Raw genomic sequence first — 22,851 nt, 5'->3', positions numbered from 1 at the left:
TCATGTTGCCGGGGTGCATGGCCCGGTAGAATCACGCCACTTCAAACACCGCACGCCTTGAATCGGGACCGGATACATGTCACTTCGTTTAATCGTCAGCGCCGTCCTGGCCTTGATAGCCAGCAGCGCTCAGGCGGAAGGTCCCGCTTCGGCGATTTCCTATACCCGCGATATCCAACCGATCTTCACCGAGAAATGCGTGGCCTGCCACGCCTGCTACGACTCCGCCTGCCAGCTCAACCTGGGCAGTGCCGAGGGCGCCGTGCGCGGTGCAAGCAAAATGCCGGTGTATGACGGCGAGCGCAGCCAGGCCACGCCAACCACCCGCTTGTTTTATGACGCCTTCGGTAAGCAGGCGTGGCAGCAGAAGGGCTTCTATTCGGTGCTGGACGCCCAGGGCAGCCAGGCTGCGCTGATGGCGCGCATGCTGGAGCTGGGGCACAACGCACCGTTAGCGCCCAATGCCAAGCTGCCCGACAACATTGTGCTGGGGCTCAACCGCGACAATATGTGCGCAACGCCCGGTGAGTTCAATGCCTATGCCGGCGCTCACCCCAAGGAAGGCATGCCGCTGGCGGTCACCGGCTTGACCGATCAGCAGTACCAGACTTTGCAACGCTGGCTGGCCTCCGGCGCGCCGATTGACGAGCAGGGCCTGGCGCCAAGCGCCAGGGAAGCGTTGCAAGTGCAACAGTGGGAAAACCTGTTCAACCAGCCGGGCGCCCGGGAAAGCCTGGTGGCGCGCTGGCTGTTCGAGCATTTGTTTCTGGCGCATATCTATTTCGAGAACGGCGAGCCGGGGCATTACTTCCAGTGGGTGCGTTCGCGTACGCCCAGTGGCCAGCCGATTGACCTGATCGCCACCCGTCGCCCCAACGACGACCCCGGCACCCAGGTGTACTACCGCCTGTGGCCGGTGCAGGGTGTGATCGTGCATAAGACCCACATCACTTACCCCTTCAGCGCGGCGAAGATGGCGCGGATCAAGGCGTTGTTCTACGCCGGCGACTGGCAAGTCACGGCCTTGCCAGGCTACGGCCCTGGCAGCCGCGCCAACCCGTTTGCGACATTCGAAGCCATCCCGGCCAAAGCGCGTTACCAATTCATGCTCGATAACGCTGAATACTTCGTGCGTACCTTCATTCGCGGGCCGGTGTGCCGTGGGCAGATCGCTACGGACGTGATCCGCGATAACTTCTGGACGCTGTTCCAGGACCCCAACCACGATCTGTACATCACCGATGCGCGTTATCGTGGCCAGGCCACGCCGTTGCTGGCCATGCCTGGGCAGAATGACGACGTGGGCAGTGTGCTGAGCCTGTGGCTGGCCTATCGCGACAAGCGCAACCAGTACGAAGCCTTGCGCCGTGACAACTATGCAGACCTGCCGGCGCCGAGTTGGTCGACATTGTGGGCGGGTAATGACAACGCCTTGTTGAGCATTTTCCGCCATTTCGACAGCGCCTCGGTGACCAAGGGCCTGATTGGCGAGGTCCCGCAGACGATGTGGCTGTTCGACTACCCACTGCTGGAGCGCACCTATTATCAGTTGGCGGTGAATTTCGATGTGTTTGGCAACGTCTCGCATCAGGCCCAGACCCGCCTGTATTTCGACCTGATCCGTAACGGCGCCGAGCAGAACTTCCTGCGCCTGATGCCTGCCGACACCCGCGAAGACTTCATGGACGACTGGTACCAGAACAGCGGCAAGCTCAAGCTGTGGCTGGACTATGAAGCGATTGACGATGACAAGGCCAGTGGTTTGCACCTGAGCGAGAAAGACCCCAAGCGTGACTTCGCCAACCAGTTGCTGACCCGCTACGGCCATTTGAACGCCAGCCCCGACCCGATCAACCGCTGCAGCGGCGCGTTCTGCTCCCGCGACGGCATTGACCCGGCCTTGCAGGATGCCGAACAAGCGCTGAGCCGCCTGACCTCACGGCCGGCGGCAGGGCTCAAGGTGATCGAGCAATTGCCCGAAGCCACGATGCTGCGCATCGAGACCGCCAGCGGCAAGCGCGAGGTCTACAGCCTGCTGCGCAACCGTGCCCACAGTAACGTCGCGTTCCTGCTGGGCGAGGCGTATCGCTATCAGCCGGGCCTGGACACCTTGACCATCTACCCGGGTGTGCTCAGCAGCTACCCGAACTTCATGTTCAATATCCCGGCCCGGGAAGTACCTGCCTTTGTCGCACAGATGGAGCAGGCCAGGGACGCGCAAAGCTTCGAGAAAATCGTTGATCACTGGGGCGTGCGGCGCAGCCATCCGTTGTTCTGGCAGTATTTCCACGACTTGTCGCGGTACATCCACGAAACCACACCGGTGGAAGAGGGCGTATTGGACATGAACCGCTATGAGAACCTATAACTGCTGGTATTGATCCGGTCACCCCACCACGCGGGCGCTGAAGCAGTCGGATATCTATCGATAAACCGGGAAAAGGTACTCCGACGATGTTGATTTCAGTGCAGGCGCTACGCGCCCTGGCGGCGTGGATGGTGGTGGGTGTTCATTTCATGCAGTTGTTCTTCGACTTTGAGGCACATAACGTGTTGGAGTATCTGCTGGCCGATAAAGGCGGTATCGGGGTGGATATATTCTTTGTCATCAGTGGCTTTGTGATCTTTCTTGCGACTGCGGACAAAGCCCTGACCCCTTGGCGTTTCATGCTTATGCGCGTGGCAAGGATCGTCCCGGCCTATTGGTTCTATACCCTGTTGATGATTGTTCTGGTTGCCACCGTGCCCTCGGTGTTTCCCCAAGAGCATCTTGATCCGAGTTATGTGCTGATGTCGCTGCTGTTCATCGCAGCTCCAAGCGAGCCGGGTGTAGAGGTCTACCCACTGCTGGGTGTTGGGTGGACCCTGAATTTCGAGATGGTGTTCTATGCGCTGTTTGCAGTCGCGCTGTTGGTTCGCGAATCCTGTCGGTTGTGGGTCGCGGCCACTTTGCTGTATCTGATGTGCTATATCGGCCCCGCCCTGGGCTTGGCCAGTGGGTTCTATAGCAATGGCATTGTGCTGGAGTTTCTGATGGGCATTATGATCGGCATGATGTATCGACGGGGTAGGTGCCAGGCCAAGCCGTGGCTGCCGGTGCTGGGTATCGTCGTTGCGTTAACGGCGATTTATCATGGCGCCGATATACCGCGTGCGCTGGAATGGGGAGTGCCCAGTGCGGTACTGGTCATCAGTTGTGTAGCGTTGGAGCCCTGGTTTCAAGGCTCCCGCTTTTTGAAGTTGCTCGGGGATTGTTCCTATTCGGTGTACTTGATCCACGTGCCGGTGCTCGCCGTTGGGTATTTTGTTGCCCAGCGAATGGGTGTCGACCCTTACACGATGCTGCTGATGTGCATCGTGGTGATAGCTTTGGGCGCTTATGCAAGCTATCGATGGCTGGAGAAGGCAACCTATCGCGCGCTAAAGCGTTGGCTGGGCGTTGATGATTCGGTAATTATTTCCCGACAAAAATACTAGGACTTTGTACCTCTGTAATGATTTGGCGTAAACTGCGGGCAAGCCTGTGAGGAGTTTCCATGACTGCCATAACCATTACCGACGCCGCCCACGATTACCTGGCTGACCTGCTGTCCAAGCAGAACACCCCGGGTATTGGCATCCGCGTCTTTATCACCCAGCCCGGCACCCAGTACGCAGAGACCTGCATCGCGTATTGCAAGCCCGGCGAAGAGAAGCCTGAAGACACCGCCCTGGGGCTCAAAAGCTTCACCGCGTACATTGATGCCTTCAGCGAAGCCTTTCTTGACGACGCCGTGGTCGACTACGCCACCGACCGCATGGGCGGCCAGTTGACCATCAAAGCGCCCAACGCCAAGGTGCCGAACGTCAACGCCGACAGCCCGGTCAACGAGCGCATCAACTACTACCTGCAAACCGAGATCAACCCGGGGTTGGCCAGCCACGGCGGCCAGGTGAGTTTGATCGACGTGGTGGATGACGGGATCGCCGTGCTGAAATTCGGCGGCGGCTGCCAGGGCTGCGGCCAGGCGGACGTGACCCTGCGCGAAGGCATCGAGCGGACTTTGCTTGAGCGTATTCCTGAGCTTAAGGGCGTACGTGACGTGACCGACCACACGCAGAAAGAAAATGCCTACTACTGAGTAAGGTGTTCACTGCGAGCATAAAAAACGGCGCCCGTGAGCGCCGTTTTTTTATGCGCTCTCTGTAGGAGCGAGCTTGCTCGCGAAAAGCGTCAACGATAACGCGTGTTTCCTGAATAAACGCGGCGCCTATGGGGTTTTCGCGAGCAAGCTCGCTCCTACAGGGATTAGGGCAAGCCACCCCACATAATCAGGGTCTGTAAAGGTGGGCATGCCCGGCCCGATACAGCGACGACTCGCCGAAACTGTCACTGGCCAGCACTCGGCCCACCACAATCAGTGCCGTGCGCCGGAACCCCTTGGCTGCGACCTTGGCGGCAATATCTGTCAGGGTGCCGACAACCCAATCCTGATCCGGCCAGGTCGCTCGGTGCACCACGGCAATTGGGCAATCGGCGCCATAGTGCGGCAGCAGTTCGGCGACGATCTTTTCCAGGTGATTGACCCCCAAGTGGATCGCCATGGTCGTACCATGGCGGGCCAGGCTGTCGAAGCTCTCACCGGGGGGCATGTTGGTCTTGTCGGCGTATCGGGTCAGGATCACGCTCTGGGCGATGTCCGGCAGAGTCAGCTCGGTTTCCAGCAACGCGGCGCAGGCCGCTACTGCCGTAACGCCGGGAATGACCTGGAAAGGAATACCCATTTCCCGCAAGTGGCGGATCTGCTCGCCAATCGCGCCATACAGGCTCGGGTCGCCCGAGTGCACGCGCGCCACATCCTGGCCTTGGGCATGGGCGGTCTTGATCAGGTCCATGATCTGTTCAAGATGCAGCTCGGCGCTGTTGACCACCTGCTGCGCCTGATGACCCTCCAGCACCGCGGCGGGCACTAACGAGCCGGCATAGATGATCACCGGGCAACTGCGGATCAGCCGCTGGCCCTTGACGGTGATCAGTTCCGGATCGCCGGGGCCTGCGCCGATGAAGTAGACGGTCATGGAGAGTTCCTGTTGAAAAGCGGGCGAGCATGAAAACGGCTCATGGTCGCAAGGGCGATTATCAAGGTTTTAGCCGGTGCAGGCCAATGCAAGCGTGGCGTGGGCAACTTTTCTGCGAGTGATCAGCAGGCGGGCAGGGGCATTAGCGAGCTGTTCGGTCAGGGCCAGGGCGGCGCTTTCGGCAATGCCGTAACAGCCGGTATGGGCAAATGCGACGCTCGATTTGTGGCTCAGTCGCTCTTCGTAAGCCGCCAATTGCGTGGCATCGAAGCACAGCAGCGGTACATTCAGCACTTGGGCGAGCGCCAGCAACCCTGGCTCATCCTGCTTGCGATCGATACTGGCCAGCGCCGTCAAGCACTGGCGGCCGATACCCGCTTCGACGAGGGCGCTGTCCAGCAGCGCCAGCAGCGTGTGAACGTCACAACCCCGCTGGCAACCCAGGCCGACTACCAACGTCATGCCGAGTATTGGTCGTCGCGGTTGCGGCGAAACAGCCAGGCGCTGATCAGGCCCAGGGCCAGCCAGAACACCACATTGGTCAGTTGCGATGCGATTTTGAACTGTGCTTCGAGCGCCTCGGGTGCCAGCATCGAATGCACTTGCGGCTGCGGCGCGCCAATCACGTGGGGGACGGCAAGAATTGCCACGCCCAGCACTTTGAGCAGCCCGTTGCGACCGAACACGATCAGCGCAATACCGGCGGCGGTGGAGGCGGCGGTACCGATCCACCAGGTCTGGCGCAGCGTCAGGTCAGCCGCGGCCGTGCCCGGCAATTCAGGCGGCAGGCCCAGGGTAGGTGCCAGCACAAAGGTCGCGTAACCCGCCAGGCCCCAGAGCAAGCCCTGGGCGGTGCGGGTGGGGGCGCGCAAGGTGTAAAGGCCGGCGAGCATCAACGCAAAGCCGACCGCCACCACCAGGTTGCCACCTGTGGTCGACAACACGCGCTGCCAGCCATCTTCCGGCTCCCAGGCTTCGGCGTCGTGGCTATGTGCAGCGGCACCTGCGCCGTGTTCGTGGGCAACTTCGGTCGCTACAGGAGCCTTTTCATACGTTTCGGCCTGCAAAATCAACGGCGAGACCCACAAGCTTTGCAGCAGGGTCAGCAGCAGGGCGGCCAGCAGGCCGGTGAAACCTGCGGTTTGCGCAATACGTTTGATCATGTCGGCAGGCCTCAGTGGCAAGGGAACGCGGCGCTGTGGCGGGTATCGTGGGCCGCGTTATGCACCGCCTCGATATGCGAAAAACCGGCGAAGTACACAAGGCACGCACCCAGGATTGCCGCGCCGATCGCAGCGCTCAGGCGTTGACTCAACGTGGTGGTGCTGCTTGCGGAGGGCGTAGTGCTGCTGATGATCGACATGGCGCGTCCCTTTCAGGTGTCAGGGTGAAACGAGCGCATGCAAACCCCACGCGCCAGGCACGCAGGGTTCGAACAGCGCCCGCCCACCGCGGGTTTGTTATCTGATTTTTTCGGGCCGGTCTCCGGGCTTGCGAGGGGCGGCTCTGGACAGAGTGCGCCTGAAAAGCATCGCCTTCCCATGCAAAAGCACAGTGGCCGTGACGCTTCGCTCGCTTACCGTTGCGGGGGCAGCACCGGATTTGTCATAGGGGTATGACGCACCGGTTTCCCGTTTCACCCTGTGAAGGGCACCCGAAACAAGATGTGTAGGAGAGCATGGGCCGGGGACGGTAGTCAAATGCCGCGAGCCCCTGTAGCCTTGCACCTTCGAGGTTCTTCGGCCCCACGCCGAAGCTAAGAAGGGAACGCGGTTCAAGCCGCGGCTGCCCCCGCAACTGTGAAGGGTTCAGTTGACTGCCATGCCACTGCCGAGACGGCGGGAAGGCGCAGTCAACGTTGGTCGCAAGACCTGCACGCCCCAAGCCAGGAGACCTGCCTCGTCACCGATTTTTCAATTCAACCGGGCGGGGTGATCCGGTGACGAAATCCGCTGCTGCGCGCCGCCGCAGGGCCTGTCGTCCCGTATGCCCGCCCCAAAGGGCATCCGATGAAAACACTGGCCAAACTTCCCGTCACCATCGTTACCGGCTTCCTCGGCTCGGGCAAGACTACGTTGCTGCGCCATATGCTCGACAACGCCCAGGGCCGTCGCATTGCCGTGATCGTCAATGAATTTGGCGAGCTGGGCATTGACGGCGAGATCCTCAAGCAGTGCTCTATCGGTTGCACCGAGGAAGAAGCCAACGGCCGCGTGTACGAACTGGCCAACGGCTGCCTGTGCTGCACGGTGCAGGAAGAGTTCTTCCCGGTGATGCGCGAACTGGTCGCCCGTCGCGGTGACCTGGACCATATCCTCATTGAAACCTCGGGCCTGGCCCTGCCCAAGCCGTTGGTGCAAGCCTTCCAGTGGCCGGAAATCCGCAGCGCCTGCACCGTTGACGCGGTGATCACCGTAGTCGACAGCCCGGCCGTGGCCGCCGGTACCTTTGCCGCCTTCCCGGATCAGGTCGACGCCCAGCGCAAACTTGACCCCAACCTGGACCACGAGTCGCCGTTGCACGAACTGTTCGCCGACCAACTGGCCAGCGCTGACCTGGTGATCCTCAACAAAGCCGACCTGATCAGCGCCGAAGACCTGGCCCGTGTGCGCCTGGAAGTGGCCGAAGAACTGCCGCCGGCGGTGAAGGTCATCGAAGCCAGCAGCGGCCGCCTGCCGCTGGACGTGTTGATCGGCCTCGGCGCCAGCTCCGAAGAGCATATCGACGCTCGCCACAGCCATCACGATCAGCACCATGAAGGCGAAGACGACCACGACCACGACGCGTTCGACTCCATCTCCATCGACTTGCCGCAAGCCGACGAAGCCCTGTTGCTCGACGCCCTGACCCAATTGGTGGTGCAGCACGGCATTTTGCGTGTGAAAGGCTTTGCAGCTATCCCAAACAAGCCGATGCGCCTGCTGATCCAGGGTGTGGGCACACGCTTTGACAAGCACTTCGACCGCGCCTGGGGCGCCGATGAAGCGCGCACCACGCGCCTGGTGCTGATCGGCCAAGAGCTGGACGCCGCCGGCCTTGAAGCGCAATTGCGCGCTGCCCTCAGCGTTTAACCATGCACCTGCTCAGGACCCAGCCCGGTGGTTTCGTCGCGGACGACAATATCGCCGACCTTGGCCAAACCCCCGCCGAGCTGGTGATCCTGTGCAGCGGCGATTCCAGCCTGGCGCTGCTGGCCGAAGTCGCCCAGCAATTGCCCGAGGATTACCCCAGCCTGCGCCTGGCCAACCCGATGCAGGTGCAGAACCATGCCTCGGTCGACCTGTATGTCGATGAGGTGTTGCGTCACGCCAAGGTCATCCTGATTTCCCTGCACGGTGGCATTGGCTATTGGCGCTACGGTATCGAGCGCCTGGTGGAGCTGGCCGAACGCGGCGTCACGCTGATCCTGGTGCCGGGGGATGATCGCCCAGACCCAGAGCTCAGTGGCTTGAGCACGGTTGGCGCCGAGCAGCGCGACCGCCTTTGGCATTTCCTGCGCCAGGGCGGGCTGGGTAATGCCCTGGATTTTTATCGCTGCCTGGCCAGTGATTATCTGGGGCGCGATTACCCTTGGAACGAGCCGCAGGCGTTGCCGCGTACCGCGATCTATCATCCGCAAACTGCCAATGCCGATCTTGATGATTGGCGGGCGCAGTGGAATGCGCAATGGCCGGTGGCAGCGGTGCTGTTTTACCGCTCCCATTTGCAGGCCGCCAACACCGGTTTCATCGACGTGTTCTGCCAGCGTTTGCAGGTCGCGGGCCTTAACCCCCTGCCTATCGCGGTGGCCAGCCTGAAGGAGCCCGGTTGCCTGGCAGTGGTTGAAGACTGGCTCGATGAAGTACAGGCGGCGGTGATCCTGAACACCACCGGCTTTGCCCAATCGAGTCCCGAAGCACCGCACCTGCGCCCATTCCGGCGCAATATCCCGGTGATCCAGGCTATTTGCGCCCAGGACAACCAGCCTGGCTGGCAGGCCAGCGAACAGGGGCTCGGCCCACGCGACCTGGCGATGCATATCGCCTTGCCCGAACTGGACGGGCGCATCATCAGCCGGCCGATCAGCTTCAAGGACCTGGCCTGGCGCAGCGAGCGCAGCCAGTCGGACGTGGTGTGCTATCGCGCAGCCCCCGAACGCATGGACTTTGTTGCACAGTTGGCGCGGCGCTGGGTTGAATTGGCCCGTGTGCCGAATGCGCAAAAACGTATCGCGTTGATCCTCGCCAACTACCCGACCCGCGATGGACGCATCGGTAATGGCGTGGGCCTGGACACCCCGGCGGCGGCGCTGAATATCTTGCGCGCCTTGCAAGCCGAAGGTTATCCGGTGGCGGATGTGCTTCCCGACAGCGGCACCGCGCTGATCCATGAACTGCTCGGCGGCGTCACCAACGACCTCGACAGCCTCGACCTGCGCCCATGCCATCAAAGCCTGGGTCTGGATGAGTACCTGGCGATGTTCGAGCGCCTGCCAGCGGCCAATCGCCAGGCCGTGCTGGAACGCTGGGGCGCGCCGCAAAACGATCCGATGTTTCGCGATGGCCGCCTGATGATCGCCGGCCTGCGCCTGGGGCTGACGTTCGTCGGCATCCAGCCGGCGCGGGGTTACCAGGTGGACGCCAGCGCGGTGTACCACGACCCGGACCTGGTGCCGCCCCACGGCTACCTGGCGTTTTACTTCTGGCTGCGCCACACCTATGCCGCCCACGGCGTGATTCACGTGGGCAAGCACGGCAACCTGGAGTGGTTGCCGGGCAAAGGCGTAGGCCTGTCGGAAAACTGCTGGCCGGATGCGTTGCTCGGGCCGCTGCCGAATATCTATCCGTTTATCGTTAACGACCCAGGCGAGGGCGCCCAGGCCAAGCGACGCACCCAGGCAGTCATCATCGACCATCTGATGCCGCCCCTGACTCGCGCCGAGACTTACGGCCCCTTGCGTGATCTGGAACTGTTGGCCGACGAGTACTACGAGGCGCAATTGCTCGACCCGCGCCGCGCCCTTGAGCTGCAAAAAGACATTCTCAAGCTGGTGCGTGAAACCCGTATCGACCAGGAGCTTGAACTGAGCGGTGATGCGGATGCGGCGGTGTGGTTGCCGCGCCTGGATACCTATCTGTGTGACTTGAAGGAGTCGCAGATTCGCGACGGTCTGCATATTTTTGGCGAGTCGCCCGAAGGCCGTTTGCGCATCGACACCTTGCTGGCCCTGTTGCGCATTCCCCGTGGCGATGGACGTGGCCCGCAATCGAGCCTGTTGCGGGTGTTGGCCAAGGCGTTCGAACTGGGTTTTGATCCGCTCGATTGCGCCTTGGCCGAGCCGTGGACGGGACGGCGCCCGTTGGTGCTGCAAAAAATTGACGGGCAGCTGTGGCGCACCGCCGGCGATACCCGTGAACGCCTGGAGCTCTATGCGGCGCGGTTGATCGAGCAGGCACTGGAAGGCCCCATCGAGCAGTTGGAAGAGCCCGGCTGGGAAGACGTCAAGTCGGTCATCGAAAGCCTGCGCATCGTGGTGGCGCCACGCCTGGACGCCTGTGGCCCGGCAGAAATGCGTGGCCTGCTGGATGCCTTGAGTGGGCGCTTCGTCCCGGCAGGGCCCAGCGGTGCGCCCAGTCGCGGGCGCCTGGATGTGCTGCCGACCGGGCGTAACTTCTTCACCGTGGACGTGCGTAACCTGCCAACCACCACGGCCTGGCGCATCGGTTTCCAGTCGGCGAATTTGATTCTGGAGCGCCACCTGCAGGATCACGGCGACCATTTGCGCCAACTCGGCCTCTCGGTATGGGGCACGGCCACCATGCGCACCGGCGGTGACGATATCGCCCAGGCCATGGCGTTGATGGGCGTGCGCCCGGTGTGGGCCACCGGCAGCCAGCGGGTGGATGATTTTGAAATCCTGCCGATCAGCTTGCTGGACCGCCCGCGTGTCGACGTGACGCTGCGCGTGTCCGGCTTTTTCCGGGATGCCTTCGCCAACCTGATCCGCCTGTTCGATGCGGCGGTGCAGGCGGTGGCGGCGCTGGACGAACCGGACGATATGAACCCACTGGCCGCCAAGGTGCGCAGTGAGCGCCAAGCGTTGCTTGAGTCGGGCCTGGACGCAGAGGCCGCGGCCAAACAGGCTGGCTGGCGTATCTTCGGCGCCAAGCCGGGCGCTTATGGCGCCGGTGTGCAGGGCGCGGTTGACGGGCGTTTGTGGCAGAGCCGCGAGGATTTGGCCGAGGTTTACCTGAACTGGGGCGGGTATGCCTACGGGGGCGCTGACGAAGGCACCGCCGCCCGCGAGCAGTTTGCCCAGCGCCTGAGCCAGGTGCAGGCGGTGTTGCAGAATCAGGACAACCGCGAGCATGACTTGCTCGATTCCAACGACTACTACCAATTCCAGGGCGGTATGCTCGCCGCCGTGGAAACCCTGAGCGGCGACAAGGCCGCCAGTTACCATGGCGACCACAGCCAGCCGGACCTGCCCAAAATCCGTACCTTGAAGGAAGAGCTGAACCGGGTGATCCGCGCCCGCGCCGCTAACCCCAAGTGGATCGAAGGTGTGAAACGCCACGGCTACAAAGGCGCGTTTGAAATGGCTGCGACCGTGGACAACCTGTTCGCTTTCGACGCCACCACCACGCTGATCGACGATTATCAATATGCACTGCTCGCAGACGCCTACCTGCTGGACCCCGACACCCGGGCCTTTGTGCAGCAGCACAATCCCGATGCCCTGCGCGACATGACCGAACGTATGCTTGAAGCCCAGCAGCGGGGCATGTGGCAGGCGCCGGGGGCGTATCGCGAAGCACTGGAAAACCTCTTGCTGGATATAGAAGAAGACAGCTGATGACTGATATTCCCCATTTTCCGTTGTCTGCCGTGGTCGGTGCTGACGACCTGAAACTGGCACTGTGCCTGACCGCCATCGACCCCCGTATCGGCGGCGTGCTGATCGAAGGCCCGCGGGGCATGGCCAAGTCGACCCTGGCCCGTGGGTTGGCGGACCTGCTCGCCAGCGGGCAGTTCGTGACCCTGCCGCTGGGCGCGACCGAGGAACGCCTGGTCGGCACCCTGGACCTGGATGCCGCGCTGGGCGAAGGCCGTGCGCAATTTTCCCCCGGCGTGTTGGCCAAGGCTGACGGCGGCGTGCTGTATGTGGATGAAGTCAACTTGCTGGCCGACCATTTGGTGGACCTGCTGCTGGACGTGGCCGCCAGCGGCACCAACCTGATCGAGCGCGACGGCATTTCCCATCGGCATTCGGCGCGCTTTGTGCTGATCGGCACCATGAACCCGGAGGAGGGCGAGTTGCGCCCGCAGTTGCTCGACCGCTTTGGTTTCAATGTGGCGCTGAGCGGGCAGACTCTGCCCGCCGAGCGCGGGCAGATCATCCGGCGTCGCCTGGATTTCGACAGTGACCCGGCGGCTTTCTGCGCGCAGTGGGCCGCGCCGCAAGCCGAGTTGCGCGAACGCTGCACGCAGGCGCGGGCGCGACTCGACAGCATCGACCTGGACGATCACGCGTTGGCGCAGATTACCGAACGCTGCTTTGAGGCAGGCGTGGACGGTATGCGCGCCGACCTGGTCTGGCTGCGAGGCGCCCGCGCCCATGCGGCCTGGCGTGGTGCGTCGGCCATTGCCGAGGAAGATATTGAAGCGGTGGCCGAGTTTGCCTTGCGCCATCGGCGTCAGCAGCAAACGCCCCCGGCCGCACCGCCGAATCAAGGGCAGTCGTCGAAACCGTCTGAAAGCTCACCCGGCCAAGGCCAATGGGGTGATATGCCCGCACCGGCCTTGCCCACGGGCGCCCGTCGCGATGTGCCGACCTGGCCAAAAAAGCCCTAGGCATCCGCCCCCGACCTGACGCGGGGACGGATGCCCGGCCCCAGGTGGGGCGACTGGATAACGGCAGGCAGGGCAGTGCACGCAGCGCACAGAAAGGCAGGATCAATTGGCCGGGTACGTTGCTCGTTGGACGGCCGCAATGCCGTGATGACCTGCTGTTCCACCTGCGTAGCCGTTCGGCGCCTGAACTGTGGTTGGTAATCGTCGATGCCTCGGCGTCCACCCGGCGCCATCGGGCGTTGACCGATGCCAAGGGTTTGTTGGCCCAGTTGTTTGACGATGCTTATCGCCAACGGGCGCGCATGGCGTTGTTGACGGCCAGCGGGGCATCGCCGAAGTGGCAGGTGCAAGGTTTGAAGGCGGCGAAAGGCTTGTCCGATTGGTTGGAGCATTTGGGAGCGGGCGGCGGGACGCCGTTGCTGGCTGCGCTGACCGAGGCGGGGCATTGGTTGGCGGCGCGACGCAAGCGCTATCCCGCCGAGCAACAGAAGTTACTGGTGGTGACCGATGGGCGGCTAAAGGCGATGGGCGCGCTGCCGCGATTGGAGTGCCCAGGCATGTTGATTGACATCGAGCGTGGGCCGATCAGGTTGGGGCGGGCTGAGGAATTGGCGGTGGGGTTGCAGTTGGAGTATCAGCACATCGATAAGCTGTAGCACCTGGGCTATCGCCATCGCAGGCAAGCCAGCTCCCACATGGAATCGGCGGCGCGGTCAAACTGTGGGAGCTGGCTTGCCTGCGATGAGGCCCTCAACCCCCCCCACACCTATCAGCCTGTCCCCGGCACATTCGGCCAAAGATCCGCCACCAGAAACAACCGCTCCGCTTCTTCCCACTCCTCACCGTTCGGCACCATGCGCACCAGCAACTGCGCTGGGGCCAGTGGGTCCAGGTCTGCCAGCCAACCTTGCATCTGCACCTCACTCCACACTTCATCGGCCGTGTAATGCGCAGGTGCCAACCAGGAGTGGCGGGGCAGGGGTTGCCAGCGGCCCTCTGGGCGGGTGCTGACAAAGTCCGGCCAGTCGCGCTGATGCAACCAGCATCCACGCAGATGCTGCGGGTGGACGCCGAGCGGGGCTTGCGCCGTGCCCGGCCAGGGATAGAGCAGATACCCGCCCAGCCACAAATGCGCATCGAACGCCTGGATATCCAGCGCCGCCAGGGCGTCGCGGCTCTCGGCCCGTGCAGAAATCGGCAGCTGATGCTCGGCCAGATGCGCCAGCTTGCGATCCAGCCGGTCATGACAGCCAGGCCCCAGCCATTGCGCGGCGTCCTGGCCATTGCCGTTCTGTGGGCCAAGATAGAGTTTGATCGCCAGTTCCAGGTGGTGCACGCCATCGCGGTCGCGCAGCAGCATGTCCAGTTCGCCCAGGGTATGCCCGGCGCGGCGGATCGGCAGGTTGGCGGCCAGCAATTCCACACCCGGCGCGTGCTGCACGGCAAACTGCCACAGGCGCTCGTAATAAAGGCCCAGGCGCCGTGTGCGCGCCAGGCTCAGCCATTGCTGCAAGGCGCTGCTGTCTTGATCAAGCCCGCGCAGCCACTGCTCAAGCCGGTGCGGCGCTTGCACCCAGTCACTGCCGGCCAGCGGGTGGCGTTGCGGCCACGGCGTTTGCGCCAGCATCGGCGGGGCAAGGATCACCCACGCCAGGTCGCGCACCTCGGGGTGGCGCAATTGGCGGGGCAAGTTGTGCAAGTCGGAGAACACAGTCATGGTCCGAGCATAGCCTTTTCAGCCGGTTGAAGGTGTCTGAGAACCATTGTCATCAAGGCCCCGCGGCGACAAAGGATTTTGCCTGAGGCGGCCTTTCGCCCATAATCGTTCTTTTTTGCCGCACCCCAAATCCCGCAGGAGCCCCATGGAGCAATTTCGCAATATCGGCATTATCGGTCGCCTGGGCAGTACCCAGGTGTTGGACACCGTCCGCCGGCTGAAGAAGTTTCTGCTCGAGCGCCACCTGCATGTGATCCTCGAAGACACCATCGCCGAAATCCTCCCGGGCCATGGCCTGCAGACCTCGTCGCGCAAGATGCTCGGCGAGGTGTGCGATATGGTCATCGTGGTCGGCGGCGATGGCAGCCTGCTCGGCGCCGCCCGGGCGCTGGCTCGGCATAACGTGCCGGTGCTGGGCATCAACCGTGGCAGCCTGGGCTTTCTGACGGATATCCGCCCCGATGAGCTGGAAGTCGAAGTGGCCAAGGTGCTCGACGGCCATTACCTGGTGGAGAACCGCTTCCTGTTGCAGGCCGAAGTGCGCCGCCACGGCGAGGCGATCGGCCAGGGCGATGCCCTCAACGATGTGGTGCTGCACCCGGGCAAATCCACGCGGATGATTGAGTTCGAACTGTATATCGACGGCCAGTTCGTGTGCAGCCAGAAGGCTGACGGCCTGATCGTCGCCACGCCCACCGGTTCTACCGCCTACGCGCTGTCGGCCGGCGGCCCGATCATGCATCCCAAGCTTGATGCCATTGTGATCGTGCCGATGTATCCCCATATGTTGTCCAGTCGGCCGATTGTGGTCGATGGCAACAGTGAGCTGAAAATCGTGGTGTCCAAAGACATGCAAATCTACCCGCAAGTCTCCTGCGACGGGCAGAACCATTTCACCTGCGCCCCCGGTGACACCATCACCGTGAGCAAGAAGGCACAGAAGTTGCGCTTGATCCACCCGCTGGATCACAACTACTACGAAGTGTGCCGTACCAAGTTGGGCTGGGGCAGCCGCTTGGGGGGTGGAGGCGACTGATGCTCGATCCCGCGCGTAGCTACGACCTGATTGGTGACGTGCACGGTTGCGCTCATACCCTTGAGCACTTGCTCGACCAATTGGGTTACCACAAGCAGGGCGGCACCTGGCGCCATCCGTCGCGCATGGCGGTGTTCCTGGGCGATATCATCGACCGTGGCCCACGCATCCGTGAGGCGCTGCATATCGTCCACGACATGACCGTGGCCGGGCAGGCGCTGTGCATCATGGGCAACCATGAGTTCAATGCGCTGGGCTGGACCACACCGGCACCCCCCGGCAGCGGCAGGCAGTTTGTGCGCGAGCACAACCCACGTCATGCGCGGTTGATCCACGAGACCCTGACCCAGTTCGAGCACCACCCGAACGATTGGCACGACTTCCTCGGCTGGTTCTATGACATGCCGCTGTTTGTCGACGCCGGGCGTTTTCGCGTGGTGCACGCGTGCTGGGATGAAGGCTTTATCCAGCCGTTGCGCGCCACCTTCCCGGATGGCTGCATTGACCAACACTTTCTGCAAGCCGCCGCCGTACCGGGCAGTTTCGCCTGCAATGCCTTTGATCGGCTGTTGCGCGGTACCGATATGCGCTTGCCCGACGGCCTCACCCTGACCGGTGGCGACGGCCTGACGCGGTCATTCTTCCGCACCAAGTTCTGGGAAGATGACCCCAAGACTTACGGTGACATCGTGTTCCAGCCCGACGCCTTGCCGGAGCCGGTGGCGCGTACGCCGTTATCGTCCACTGAGAAGAATTCCCTGCTGCGCTACGGCGTCGACGAGCCGCTGTTGTTTGTCGGCCACTACTGGCGCAGTGGTAAACCGGTACCGATCCGCCCGAACCTGGCCTGCCTGGATTACAGCGCAGTGTTGTACGGCAAGCTGGTGGCGTATCGACTGGACCAGGAAACCCAACTGGATCCGCGTAAATTCGTATGGGTCGACGTTGAGCGACCAGAGGCCATTCCATGAGTACCGTAGCTGTATTGCGCTTGCCCCTGAGCGTTGACCTGGGTGGTTTCGTCAAATTGCTGCAACGCATGCAAGTGCCCCATCGCGTCAGTGAAGAGGCCGGTGAACAAGTGCTGTGGGTGCCCGAGACCATCAGTGACGACGTGCGTGTGTTGTATCAGCGCTTCCCCGCCGGTGACCCGGACCAGCAACTGGATATTCCCGAACAGGCACCGGTTGCTCGGCCAGGCTTTGTCCAGCAAGTGCGCCATAGCCCGGTCACCGCGCTGGTATTGCTGGCCAGCCTCATCGTCGCTGCCGTGACGTTGCTCGGCGAAAACCTGCAAACCATGGCCTGGCTGACGTTCTTGCCGTTCCGGGTGCTGGGCGAGTACATCCAGTTCACGCCGCTGGCCGACACGCTCGCTTCAGGGCAGTGGTGGCGTCTGGTGACGCCGATGCTGATCCACTTTGGCATCCTGCATCTGGCCATGAACGGCATGTGGTACTGGGAGCTGGGGCGGCGCATTGAAGCGCGCCAAGGCGGCATCAACCTGCTGGGCCTGACCCTGTTGTTCAGCCTGGTCTCCAACTACGCGCAATACGCTTATGGCGGCCCCGGCCTGTTTGGCGGCTTGTCCGGTGTGCTGTATGGCCTGCTCGGGCATTGCTGGATCTTTCAACTGTTGTCGCCCAACCCGGCCTATCGCCTGCCCCGTGGGGTGCTGGTGATGATGCTGGTGTGGCTGCTGCTGTGCCTTTCGGGGCTGGTCTCGATGATCGGCTTCGGCCAAATCGCCAACGCAGCCCATGTCGGCGGCCTGGTTATCGGTTGCCTCACCGGTTTGCTCGGCGGGCTGTACAACCGTCGCAAATCGTCTATTTGATAAGGAAGAGCCGAATGTCCTCTTTTGCTGAAATGATCGAAAACATCACTCCGGATATCTACGAGAGCCTCAAGCTCGCCGTGGAAATCGGCAAATGGTCCGATGGTCGCAAGCTCACCGCCGAGCAGCGCGAATTGTCCCTGCAAGCGATGATCGCCTGGGAGATCCAGAACCTGCCCGAGGAGCAGCGTACCGGCTATATGGGCCCGCAGGAGTGCGCGTCCAAATCCGCGCCAGTACCGAATATCCTGTTCAAGTCGGATGCGATCCATTGATTGAAATTGGTCGCGGTGCAGTCAGCAAAATGTCGGCGCAACTCGGTGAGCCGACCGTTCAATACGCCTTTCGCCTGGGCGATGTCGAGGTGCCGGTCAATCCGATGATCGGCACCCATGTGCGCCTGGAGTACCTGGGCGCTATTCATTGCAGCCATTGCGGGCGCAAGACCAAGACCAGCTTCAGCCAGGGGTATTGCTACCCGTGCATGACCAAGCTGGCCCAGTGCGACTTGTGCATCATGAGCCCCGAGCGTTGCCATTACGATGCCGGTACCTGCCGTGATCCAGGCTGGGGCGAAAAATTCTGCATGACCGACCATGTGGTGTACCTGGCCAACTCGTCGGGGATCAAGGTCGGCATTACTCGCGCTACCCAGCTGCCCACCCGTTGGCTGGACCAGGGCGCCAGCCAGGCATTGCCGATCATGCGGGTCTCGACGCGCCAGCAGTCCGGCTTCGTCGAAGACCTGTTCCGCAGCCAGGTGGCCGACAAGACCAACTGGCGCGCCTTGCTCAAGGGCGATGCGCAAGCGGTGGACCTCAAGCAGGTGCGCGATGAACTGTTCGCCTCCTGCGCCGAGGGCTTGCTGGGTTTGCAGGAACGCTTTGGCCTGCAAGCCATCCAAACCATTGCCGACATCGAGCCGATTGAAATCCGCTACCCGGTCGAGCAGTATCCGACCAAGATCGTCAGCTTCAACCTGGACAAGAATCCGATTGCCGAAGGCACGCTGCTGGGGATCAAGGGCCAATACCTGATCTTCGATACCGGCGTTATCAACATTCGTAAATACACGGCCTACCAGCTCGCCGTGCATCAGTAGAAGGATCCCAAGCATGCGCACCGAACAACCGAAGATGATTTACCTTAAGGACTATCAGGCGCCGGACTACCTGATCGACGAGACGCACCTGACCTTCGAGTTGTTCGAGGACCACAGCCTGGTCCACGCGCAGCTGGTGATGCGCCGCAACCCCGAGCGCGGCGCCGGTTTGCCGCCATTGGTGCTCGATGGCCAGCAACTTGAGCTGTTGAGTGTCAACCTGGCCGACCAGCCGTTGACGGACGCTGACTACCAGTTGACCGACAGCCACCTGACCGTGCAGCCAAAGAGTGAGACCTTCACCCTCGACACCACCGTCAAGATCCACCCGGAAACCAACACTGCCCTGGAAGGTTTGTACAAATCCAGCGGCATGTTCTGCACCCAGTGCGAGGCCGAGGGCTTTCGCAAGATCACTTACTACCTCGACCGCCCGGATGTGATGAGCGTGTTCACCACCACGGTGATCGCCGAGCAGCACAGCTACCCGGTGCTGCTGTCCAACGGCAACCCGATTGCCAGCGGCCCTGGCGAAGACGGCCGGCACTGGGCGACCTGGGAAGACCCGTTCAAGAAACCTGCATACCTGTTTGCGCTGGTGGCCGGTGACCTGTGGTGCGTCGAAGACAGCTTCACCACCATGACCAATCGCGAAGTCGCGTTGCGCATCTACGTCGAGCCGGAAAACATCGACAAGTGCCAGCACGCCATGACCAGCCTGAAGAAATCCATGCGCTGGGACGAAGAAACCTACGGCCGCGAGTACGACCTCGACATTTTCATGATCGTGGCGGTCAACGACTTCAACATGGGGGCCATGGAGAACAAGGGCCTTAATATCTTCAACTCCAGCGCCGTGCTGGCCCGCGCCGAAACCGCTACCGATGCCGCCCACCAGCGCGTCGAAGCCATCGTCGCCCACGAATACTTCCACAACTGGTCGGGCAACCGCGTGACCTGCCGCGACTGGTTTCAGCTGTCGCTCAAGGAAGGCTTCACCGTGTTCCGTGACTCGGGCTTCTCCGCCGACATGAACTCGGCCACGGTCAAGCGCATTCAGGACGTGGCGTACCTGCGTACGCATCAGTTCGCCGAAGACGCTGGCCCTATGGCCCACGCAGTGCGCCCGGACAGCTTTATCGAGATCTCCAACTTCTACACCCTGACCGTGTACGAAAAGGGTTCGGAAGTAGTCGGCATGATCCACACCTTGCTCGGTGCCGAAGGCTTCCGCAAAGGCAGCGACCTGTACTTTGAACGCCATGACGGCCAGGCCGTGACCTGCGACGACTTCATCAAGGCCATGGAAGACGCCAATGGCGCCGACCTCAGCCAATTCAAGCGTTGGTACAGCCAGGCGGGTACGCCGCGCCTGGCGGTGAGCGAGTCCTACGATGCAGCGGCCGGGACCTACAGCCTGACTTTCCGTCAGAGCTGCCCGCCAACGCCGGACAAGGTCGAAAAACTGCCGTTCGTGATTCCGGTGTCGCTGGGCTTGCTGGACGGGAAGGGCGCCGCTATCGCGTTGCGCCTGGCCGGTGAGGCTACTGCTGTGGGCACCTCACGAGTGATCTCGGTGACTGAAGCCGAGCAGACGTTCACCTTCGTCGATGTCGCTGAAAAACCATTGCCTTCGCTGCTGCGTGGATTCTCGGCGCCGGTGAAACTCAGTTTCGCGTACACCCGTGATCAACTGATGTTCCTGATGCAGCACGACAGCGACGGCTTCAATCGCTGGGATGCCGGCCAGCAGTTGTCGGTGCAGGTGTTGCAGGAACTGATCGGTCAGTATCAGGCAGGCCAACCGCTGAAGCTGGATCAGCGCCTGATCGACGCGTTGCGCACGGTATTGAGCGACGAAAGCCTCGACCAGGCCATGGTCGCGGAAATGCTCTCGCTGCCAAGTGAAGCCTACCTGACGGAAATCAGCGAAGTGGCGGATGTGGATGCCATCCACGCGGCCCGTGAATATGCTCGCAAGCAGCTGGCCGAAAACCTGTTCGAAGGCTTGTGGCTGCGCTACCAGGCCAACCGTGAGCTGTCCAAGCAAACGCCGTACGTGGCAGAGGCCGAGCACTTTGCCCGCCGCGCCCTGCAGAACATTGCGTTGTCGTACCTGATGCTCAGCGGCAAGCCAGAAGTGCTGGCGGCTACCCTGGATCAGTTCGACACCAGCGATAACATGACCGAACGCCTGACGGCCCTGGCAGTGCTGGTGAACTCGCCGTTCGAAGCGGAAAAAGCCCAGGCGCTGGCGGTGTTTGCCGAGAACTTCAAGGACAACCCGTTGGTCATGGACCAGTGGTTCAGTGTCCAGGCCGGCAGCACGTTGCCGGGCGGGCTGGCGCGGGTCAAGGCGCTGATGCAACACCCGGCATTCACCATCAAGAACCCGAACAAGGTGCGCGCGTTGATCGGTGCATTTGCGGGCCAGAACCTGGTCAACTTCCATGCGGCGGATGGCTCGGGTTATCGCTTCCTGGCTGATTTGGTGATCGAGCTCAACACCTTGAATCCGCAAATCGCTTCGCGTCAATTGGCGCCGCTGACGCGCTGGCGCAAGTATGACAGCGCGCGTCAGGCACTGATGAAGGCGCAGCTGGAGCGCATTCGGGCGTGTGGTGAGCTGTCCAGCGATGTTTATGAAGTGGTCAGCAAGAGCCTGGCGTAAGGCTTTCTATCTGATGTGGCACCTCGCTTAGGCTCGGTGTGCCCGTAATCCGCCATGGATTACGGGCCGCGTGGTTTGACGGGGCGCCTCGGATCAAGAGCAGATCAAGAGCGGCTCGCTCGCATCGTGGTTACGGTCGGCTGCTACGAAGTTGTGTAGATACCTGTGTTCATCGGGGGCGAGCCCTAATGCCAATCAGCTAAGCGTACATTGCCCTCTGTAGGAGCGAGCTTGCTCGCGAAAAACGTCAACGATAAAGCGTGCTTCCTGAATGAACGCGGCGCCTGTGAATTCTTCGCGAGCAAGCTCGCTCCTACAGAGCCTTAACTGCCTGGTAAGCCCCTTCCCATATCAGTTCGCAGAGCATTCGGCATGACCTTCGACTCGCCCCTCATTGCCTATCAGTATGCCATCGCCCAGCAAGGCTTCGTCCCTGACGACGCCCAGCTTCAGGCGGTGCAGGCCTTGCAAGCGTGCCACGAGGCTTTGCATCAGGGGCGCTCGCCAATTGCCGGGGTTTACCTGTGGGGGCCGGTGGGACGTGGGAAGACCTGGCTGATGGATCAATTCCATCACAGCCTGCCAGTACCTTCACGGCGCCAGCATTTTCATCACTTCATGGCGTGGGTGCATCAGCGCCTGTTCCAGCTCACCGGAACTCAGGATCCTTTGCGAGCATTGGCTCAGGAACTGAGCCGGGACGTGCGCGTGTTGTGCTTCGATGAACTGTTTGTCAATGACATCGGCGACGCGATCATCCTCGGGCGGTTGTTCCAGGTGATGTTCGAGCAGGGCATGGTGATGGTATGCACCTCTAACCAGCCGCCTGATCAGCTGTATGCCGATGGCTTCAATCGCGAGCGTTTTCTGCCGGGCATCCACGCGCTCCAGCGCCATATGCAAGTGGTAGCGGTGGACGGTGGTGAAGATCATCGCCTGCATCCGGGTGTGGGTAAGCAACGCTATTGGGTGGATCAACCCAATGCACTGGCTTGCGTGTTCAAGCAATTAAGCCAAGGCCAAGGCGTGAGCAGCGGCGCGGTAAGCGTGGGTTACCGCTCCATTGTGGCAGTGCAGGCCAGTGACGCGGTGCTCTGGTGCCGTTATGCCGATCTGTGCGAGCAGCCCCTGTCCGCGATGGACTTCATGCTGCTGTGCGATCGCTTCCGGGCCATCCTGTTGGGCGAGGTTCCAAACCTCAGCGCCCAACAGCGCCCGGGGCGGATTGCCCGTGGCACCGAGGACGCTGCCGAGCGTGTGATGGCCGGAGACCGCCAATTGCCGCAGCTGTCGGTGCATGATGACAGCGTGCGGCGCTTTATCGCGCTGGTGGACGAATGCTACGACCGCAAGGTGCCACTTTATATCGAAGCCCGGGTGCCCCTGGAATGCCTGTACACCGAAGGCTACCTGGCGTTTCCTTTCCGTCGCACCCTGAGCCGCTTGCAGGAGATGCAACTACAGCGCTTTGCGGTCTAGGAAAAATCGCCACTTCAGGGCTTTTGGCGCGATTAGACGCAAGCAAGCTTCGCAATTTCCGTCAGATATTTGTAGTTAATCTCCTTCATCTACTGCCGACTCCACGCTTACAATCGAG

Annotated in this window: 19 protein-coding genes and 2 riboswitches; of the genes, 14 read left to right on the top strand and 5 right to left on the bottom strand. The window is 61.9% G+C overall.

Annotation, left to right across the window (positions count from 1 at the left end; translation table 11 throughout):
- The first annotated feature begins 76 nt into the window (after positions 1 to 76).
- From JFT63_RS05350 to nfuA, 3 genes are all read left to right on the top strand, one after another.
- Positions 77 to 2,368, top strand: coding sequence for a fatty acid cis/trans isomerase (locus JFT63_RS05350; protein ID WP_198843526.1), 2,292 nt, complete (start codon positions 77 to 79; stop codon positions 2,366 to 2,368).
- Between the two features lie 86 nt (positions 2,369 to 2,454).
- Positions 2,455 to 3,477, top strand: a complete 1,023-nt coding sequence (locus JFT63_RS05355; RefSeq protein WP_198843525.1) for an acyltransferase family protein — start codon at positions 2,455 to 2,457, stop codon at positions 3,475 to 3,477.
- Between the two features lie 59 nt (positions 3,478 to 3,536).
- Positions 3,537 to 4,121 carry a Fe-S biogenesis protein NfuA gene (gene nfuA, locus JFT63_RS05360; protein ID WP_003190728.1) on the top strand — a complete coding sequence of 195 codons (585 nt, stop codon included), beginning with the start codon at positions 3,537 to 3,539 and terminating at the stop codon, positions 4,119 to 4,121.
- 190 nt (positions 4,122 to 4,311) lie between these two features.
- Here nfuA and cobM read toward each other — a convergent pair whose 3' ends face one another.
- The 4 genes from cobM to JFT63_RS05380 all read right to left on the bottom strand — a co-directional run bounded on the left by cobM (position 4,312) and on the right by JFT63_RS05380 (position 6,421).
- On the bottom strand, positions 4,312 to 5,058 hold the full coding sequence (gene cobM, locus JFT63_RS05365) for a precorrin-4 C(11)-methyltransferase (protein WP_198843524.1): 747 nt from the start codon (positions 5,056 to 5,058) through the stop codon (positions 4,312 to 4,314).
- A gap of 69 nt (positions 5,059 to 5,127) precedes the next feature.
- Positions 5,128 to 5,520, bottom strand: a complete 393-nt coding sequence (locus tag JFT63_RS05370; protein WP_057702856.1) for a cobalamin biosynthesis protein — start codon at positions 5,518 to 5,520, stop codon at positions 5,128 to 5,130.
- Positions 5,517 to 6,221, bottom strand: a complete 705-nt coding sequence (locus tag JFT63_RS05375; protein WP_057702857.1) for a CbtA family protein — start codon at positions 6,219 to 6,221, stop codon at positions 5,517 to 5,519. Before JFT63_RS05375 ends, JFT63_RS05370 begins: the two co-directional genes overlap by 4 nt.
- 11 nt (positions 6,222 to 6,232) lie before the next feature.
- The gene (locus JFT63_RS05380; RefSeq protein WP_057702858.1) at positions 6,233 to 6,421 is read right to left on the bottom strand and encodes a CbtB domain-containing protein; all 189 of its coding nucleotides are present in this window, start codon (positions 6,419 to 6,421) and stop codon (positions 6,233 to 6,235) included.
- Between the two features lie 96 nt (positions 6,422 to 6,517).
- Positions 6,518 to 6,731: riboswitch (cobalamin riboswitch) on the bottom strand.
- A gap of 42 nt (positions 6,732 to 6,773) precedes the next feature.
- A riboswitch (cobalamin riboswitch) is annotated at positions 6,774 to 6,974 on the top strand.
- Positions 6,975 to 7,067: 93 nt separating this feature from the next.
- On the opposite strand from JFT63_RS05380, the gene cobW reads away from it, so the two are divergent.
- From cobW to JFT63_RS05400, 4 genes are read left to right on the top strand one after another with little or no spacing between them, the layout of a single operon-like run.
- On the top strand, positions 7,068 to 8,129 hold the full coding sequence (cobW, locus tag JFT63_RS05385; protein ID WP_057702859.1) for a cobalamin biosynthesis protein CobW: 1,062 nt from the start codon (positions 7,068 to 7,070) through the stop codon (positions 8,127 to 8,129).
- Between the two features lie 2 nt (positions 8,130 to 8,131).
- Entirely contained in the window at positions 8,132 to 11,893 is a 3,762-nt protein-coding gene (gene cobN / locus JFT63_RS05390; RefSeq protein ID WP_198843523.1) for a cobaltochelatase subunit CobN, read from the top strand.
- Positions 11,893 to 12,891: an ATP-binding protein gene (locus tag JFT63_RS05395; protein WP_186561510.1), complete on the top strand. Its 999-nt coding sequence runs from the start codon at positions 11,893 to 11,895 to the stop codon at positions 12,889 to 12,891. Before cobN ends, JFT63_RS05395 begins: the two co-directional genes overlap by 1 nt.
- Before the next feature lie 53 nt (positions 12,892 to 12,944).
- On the top strand, positions 12,945 to 13,547 hold the full coding sequence (locus JFT63_RS05400; protein ID WP_186561554.1) for a vWA domain-containing protein: 603 nt from the start codon (positions 12,945 to 12,947) through the stop codon (positions 13,545 to 13,547).
- 113 nt (positions 13,548 to 13,660) lie between these two features.
- Here JFT63_RS05400 and JFT63_RS05405 read toward each other — a convergent pair whose 3' ends face one another.
- The gene (locus JFT63_RS05405) at positions 13,661 to 14,608 is read right to left on the bottom strand and encodes a DUF1853 family protein (protein WP_198843522.1); all 948 of its coding nucleotides are present in this window, start codon (positions 14,606 to 14,608) and stop codon (positions 13,661 to 13,663) included.
- 145 nt (positions 14,609 to 14,753) lie between these two features.
- On the opposite strand from JFT63_RS05405, the gene JFT63_RS05410 reads away from it, so the two are divergent.
- From JFT63_RS05410 to zapE, 7 genes are all read left to right on the top strand, one after another.
- Positions 14,754 to 15,644 (top strand): NAD(+) kinase, encoded by an 891-nt coding sequence (locus tag JFT63_RS05410; RefSeq protein WP_003217892.1) that lies wholly within the window; start codon positions 14,754 to 14,756, stop codon positions 15,642 to 15,644.
- Entirely contained in the window at positions 15,641 to 16,615 is a 975-nt protein-coding gene (locus JFT63_RS05415) for a metallophosphoesterase (protein WP_442963704.1), read from the top strand. The genes JFT63_RS05410 and JFT63_RS05415 overlap by 4 nt, the downstream gene beginning before the upstream one ends.
- Complete coding sequence (locus tag JFT63_RS05420) at positions 16,612 to 17,481, top strand: rhomboid family intramembrane serine protease (protein ID WP_057702865.1); 870 nt, start codon at positions 16,612 to 16,614, stop codon at positions 17,479 to 17,481. The genes JFT63_RS05415 and JFT63_RS05420 overlap by 4 nt, the downstream gene beginning before the upstream one ends.
- Before the next feature lie 14 nt (positions 17,482 to 17,495).
- The gene (locus JFT63_RS05425; RefSeq protein ID WP_003190750.1) at positions 17,496 to 17,756 is read left to right on the top strand and encodes a YeaC family protein; all 261 of its coding nucleotides are present in this window, start codon (positions 17,496 to 17,498) and stop codon (positions 17,754 to 17,756) included.
- Entirely contained in the window at positions 17,753 to 18,583 is an 831-nt protein-coding gene (locus JFT63_RS05430; protein WP_186561506.1) for a DUF2797 domain-containing protein, read from the top strand. Before JFT63_RS05425 ends, JFT63_RS05430 begins: the two co-directional genes overlap by 4 nt.
- 13 nt (positions 18,584 to 18,596) lie before the next feature.
- Entirely contained in the window at positions 18,597 to 21,254 is a 2,658-nt protein-coding gene (gene pepN, locus JFT63_RS05435) for an aminopeptidase N (protein WP_198843520.1), read from the top strand.
- 372 nt (positions 21,255 to 21,626) lie between these two features.
- Positions 21,627 to 22,733: a cell division protein ZapE gene (gene zapE / locus JFT63_RS05440; RefSeq protein WP_198843519.1), complete on the top strand. Its 1,107-nt coding sequence runs from the start codon at positions 21,627 to 21,629 to the stop codon at positions 22,731 to 22,733.
- Positions 22,734 to 22,851 lie beyond the last annotated feature (118 nt).

Origin of the sequence: Pseudomonas sp. MF7453 (genome assembly GCF_016405455.1) — a bacterium.
GTDB classification, from domain to species: Bacteria; Pseudomonadota; Gammaproteobacteria; order Pseudomonadales; family Pseudomonadaceae; genus Aquipseudomonas; species Aquipseudomonas paralactis.
The sequence above is the reverse complement of the archived record's forward strand: the minus strand, read 5'-3'. Positions and strand labels throughout refer to the sequence as shown.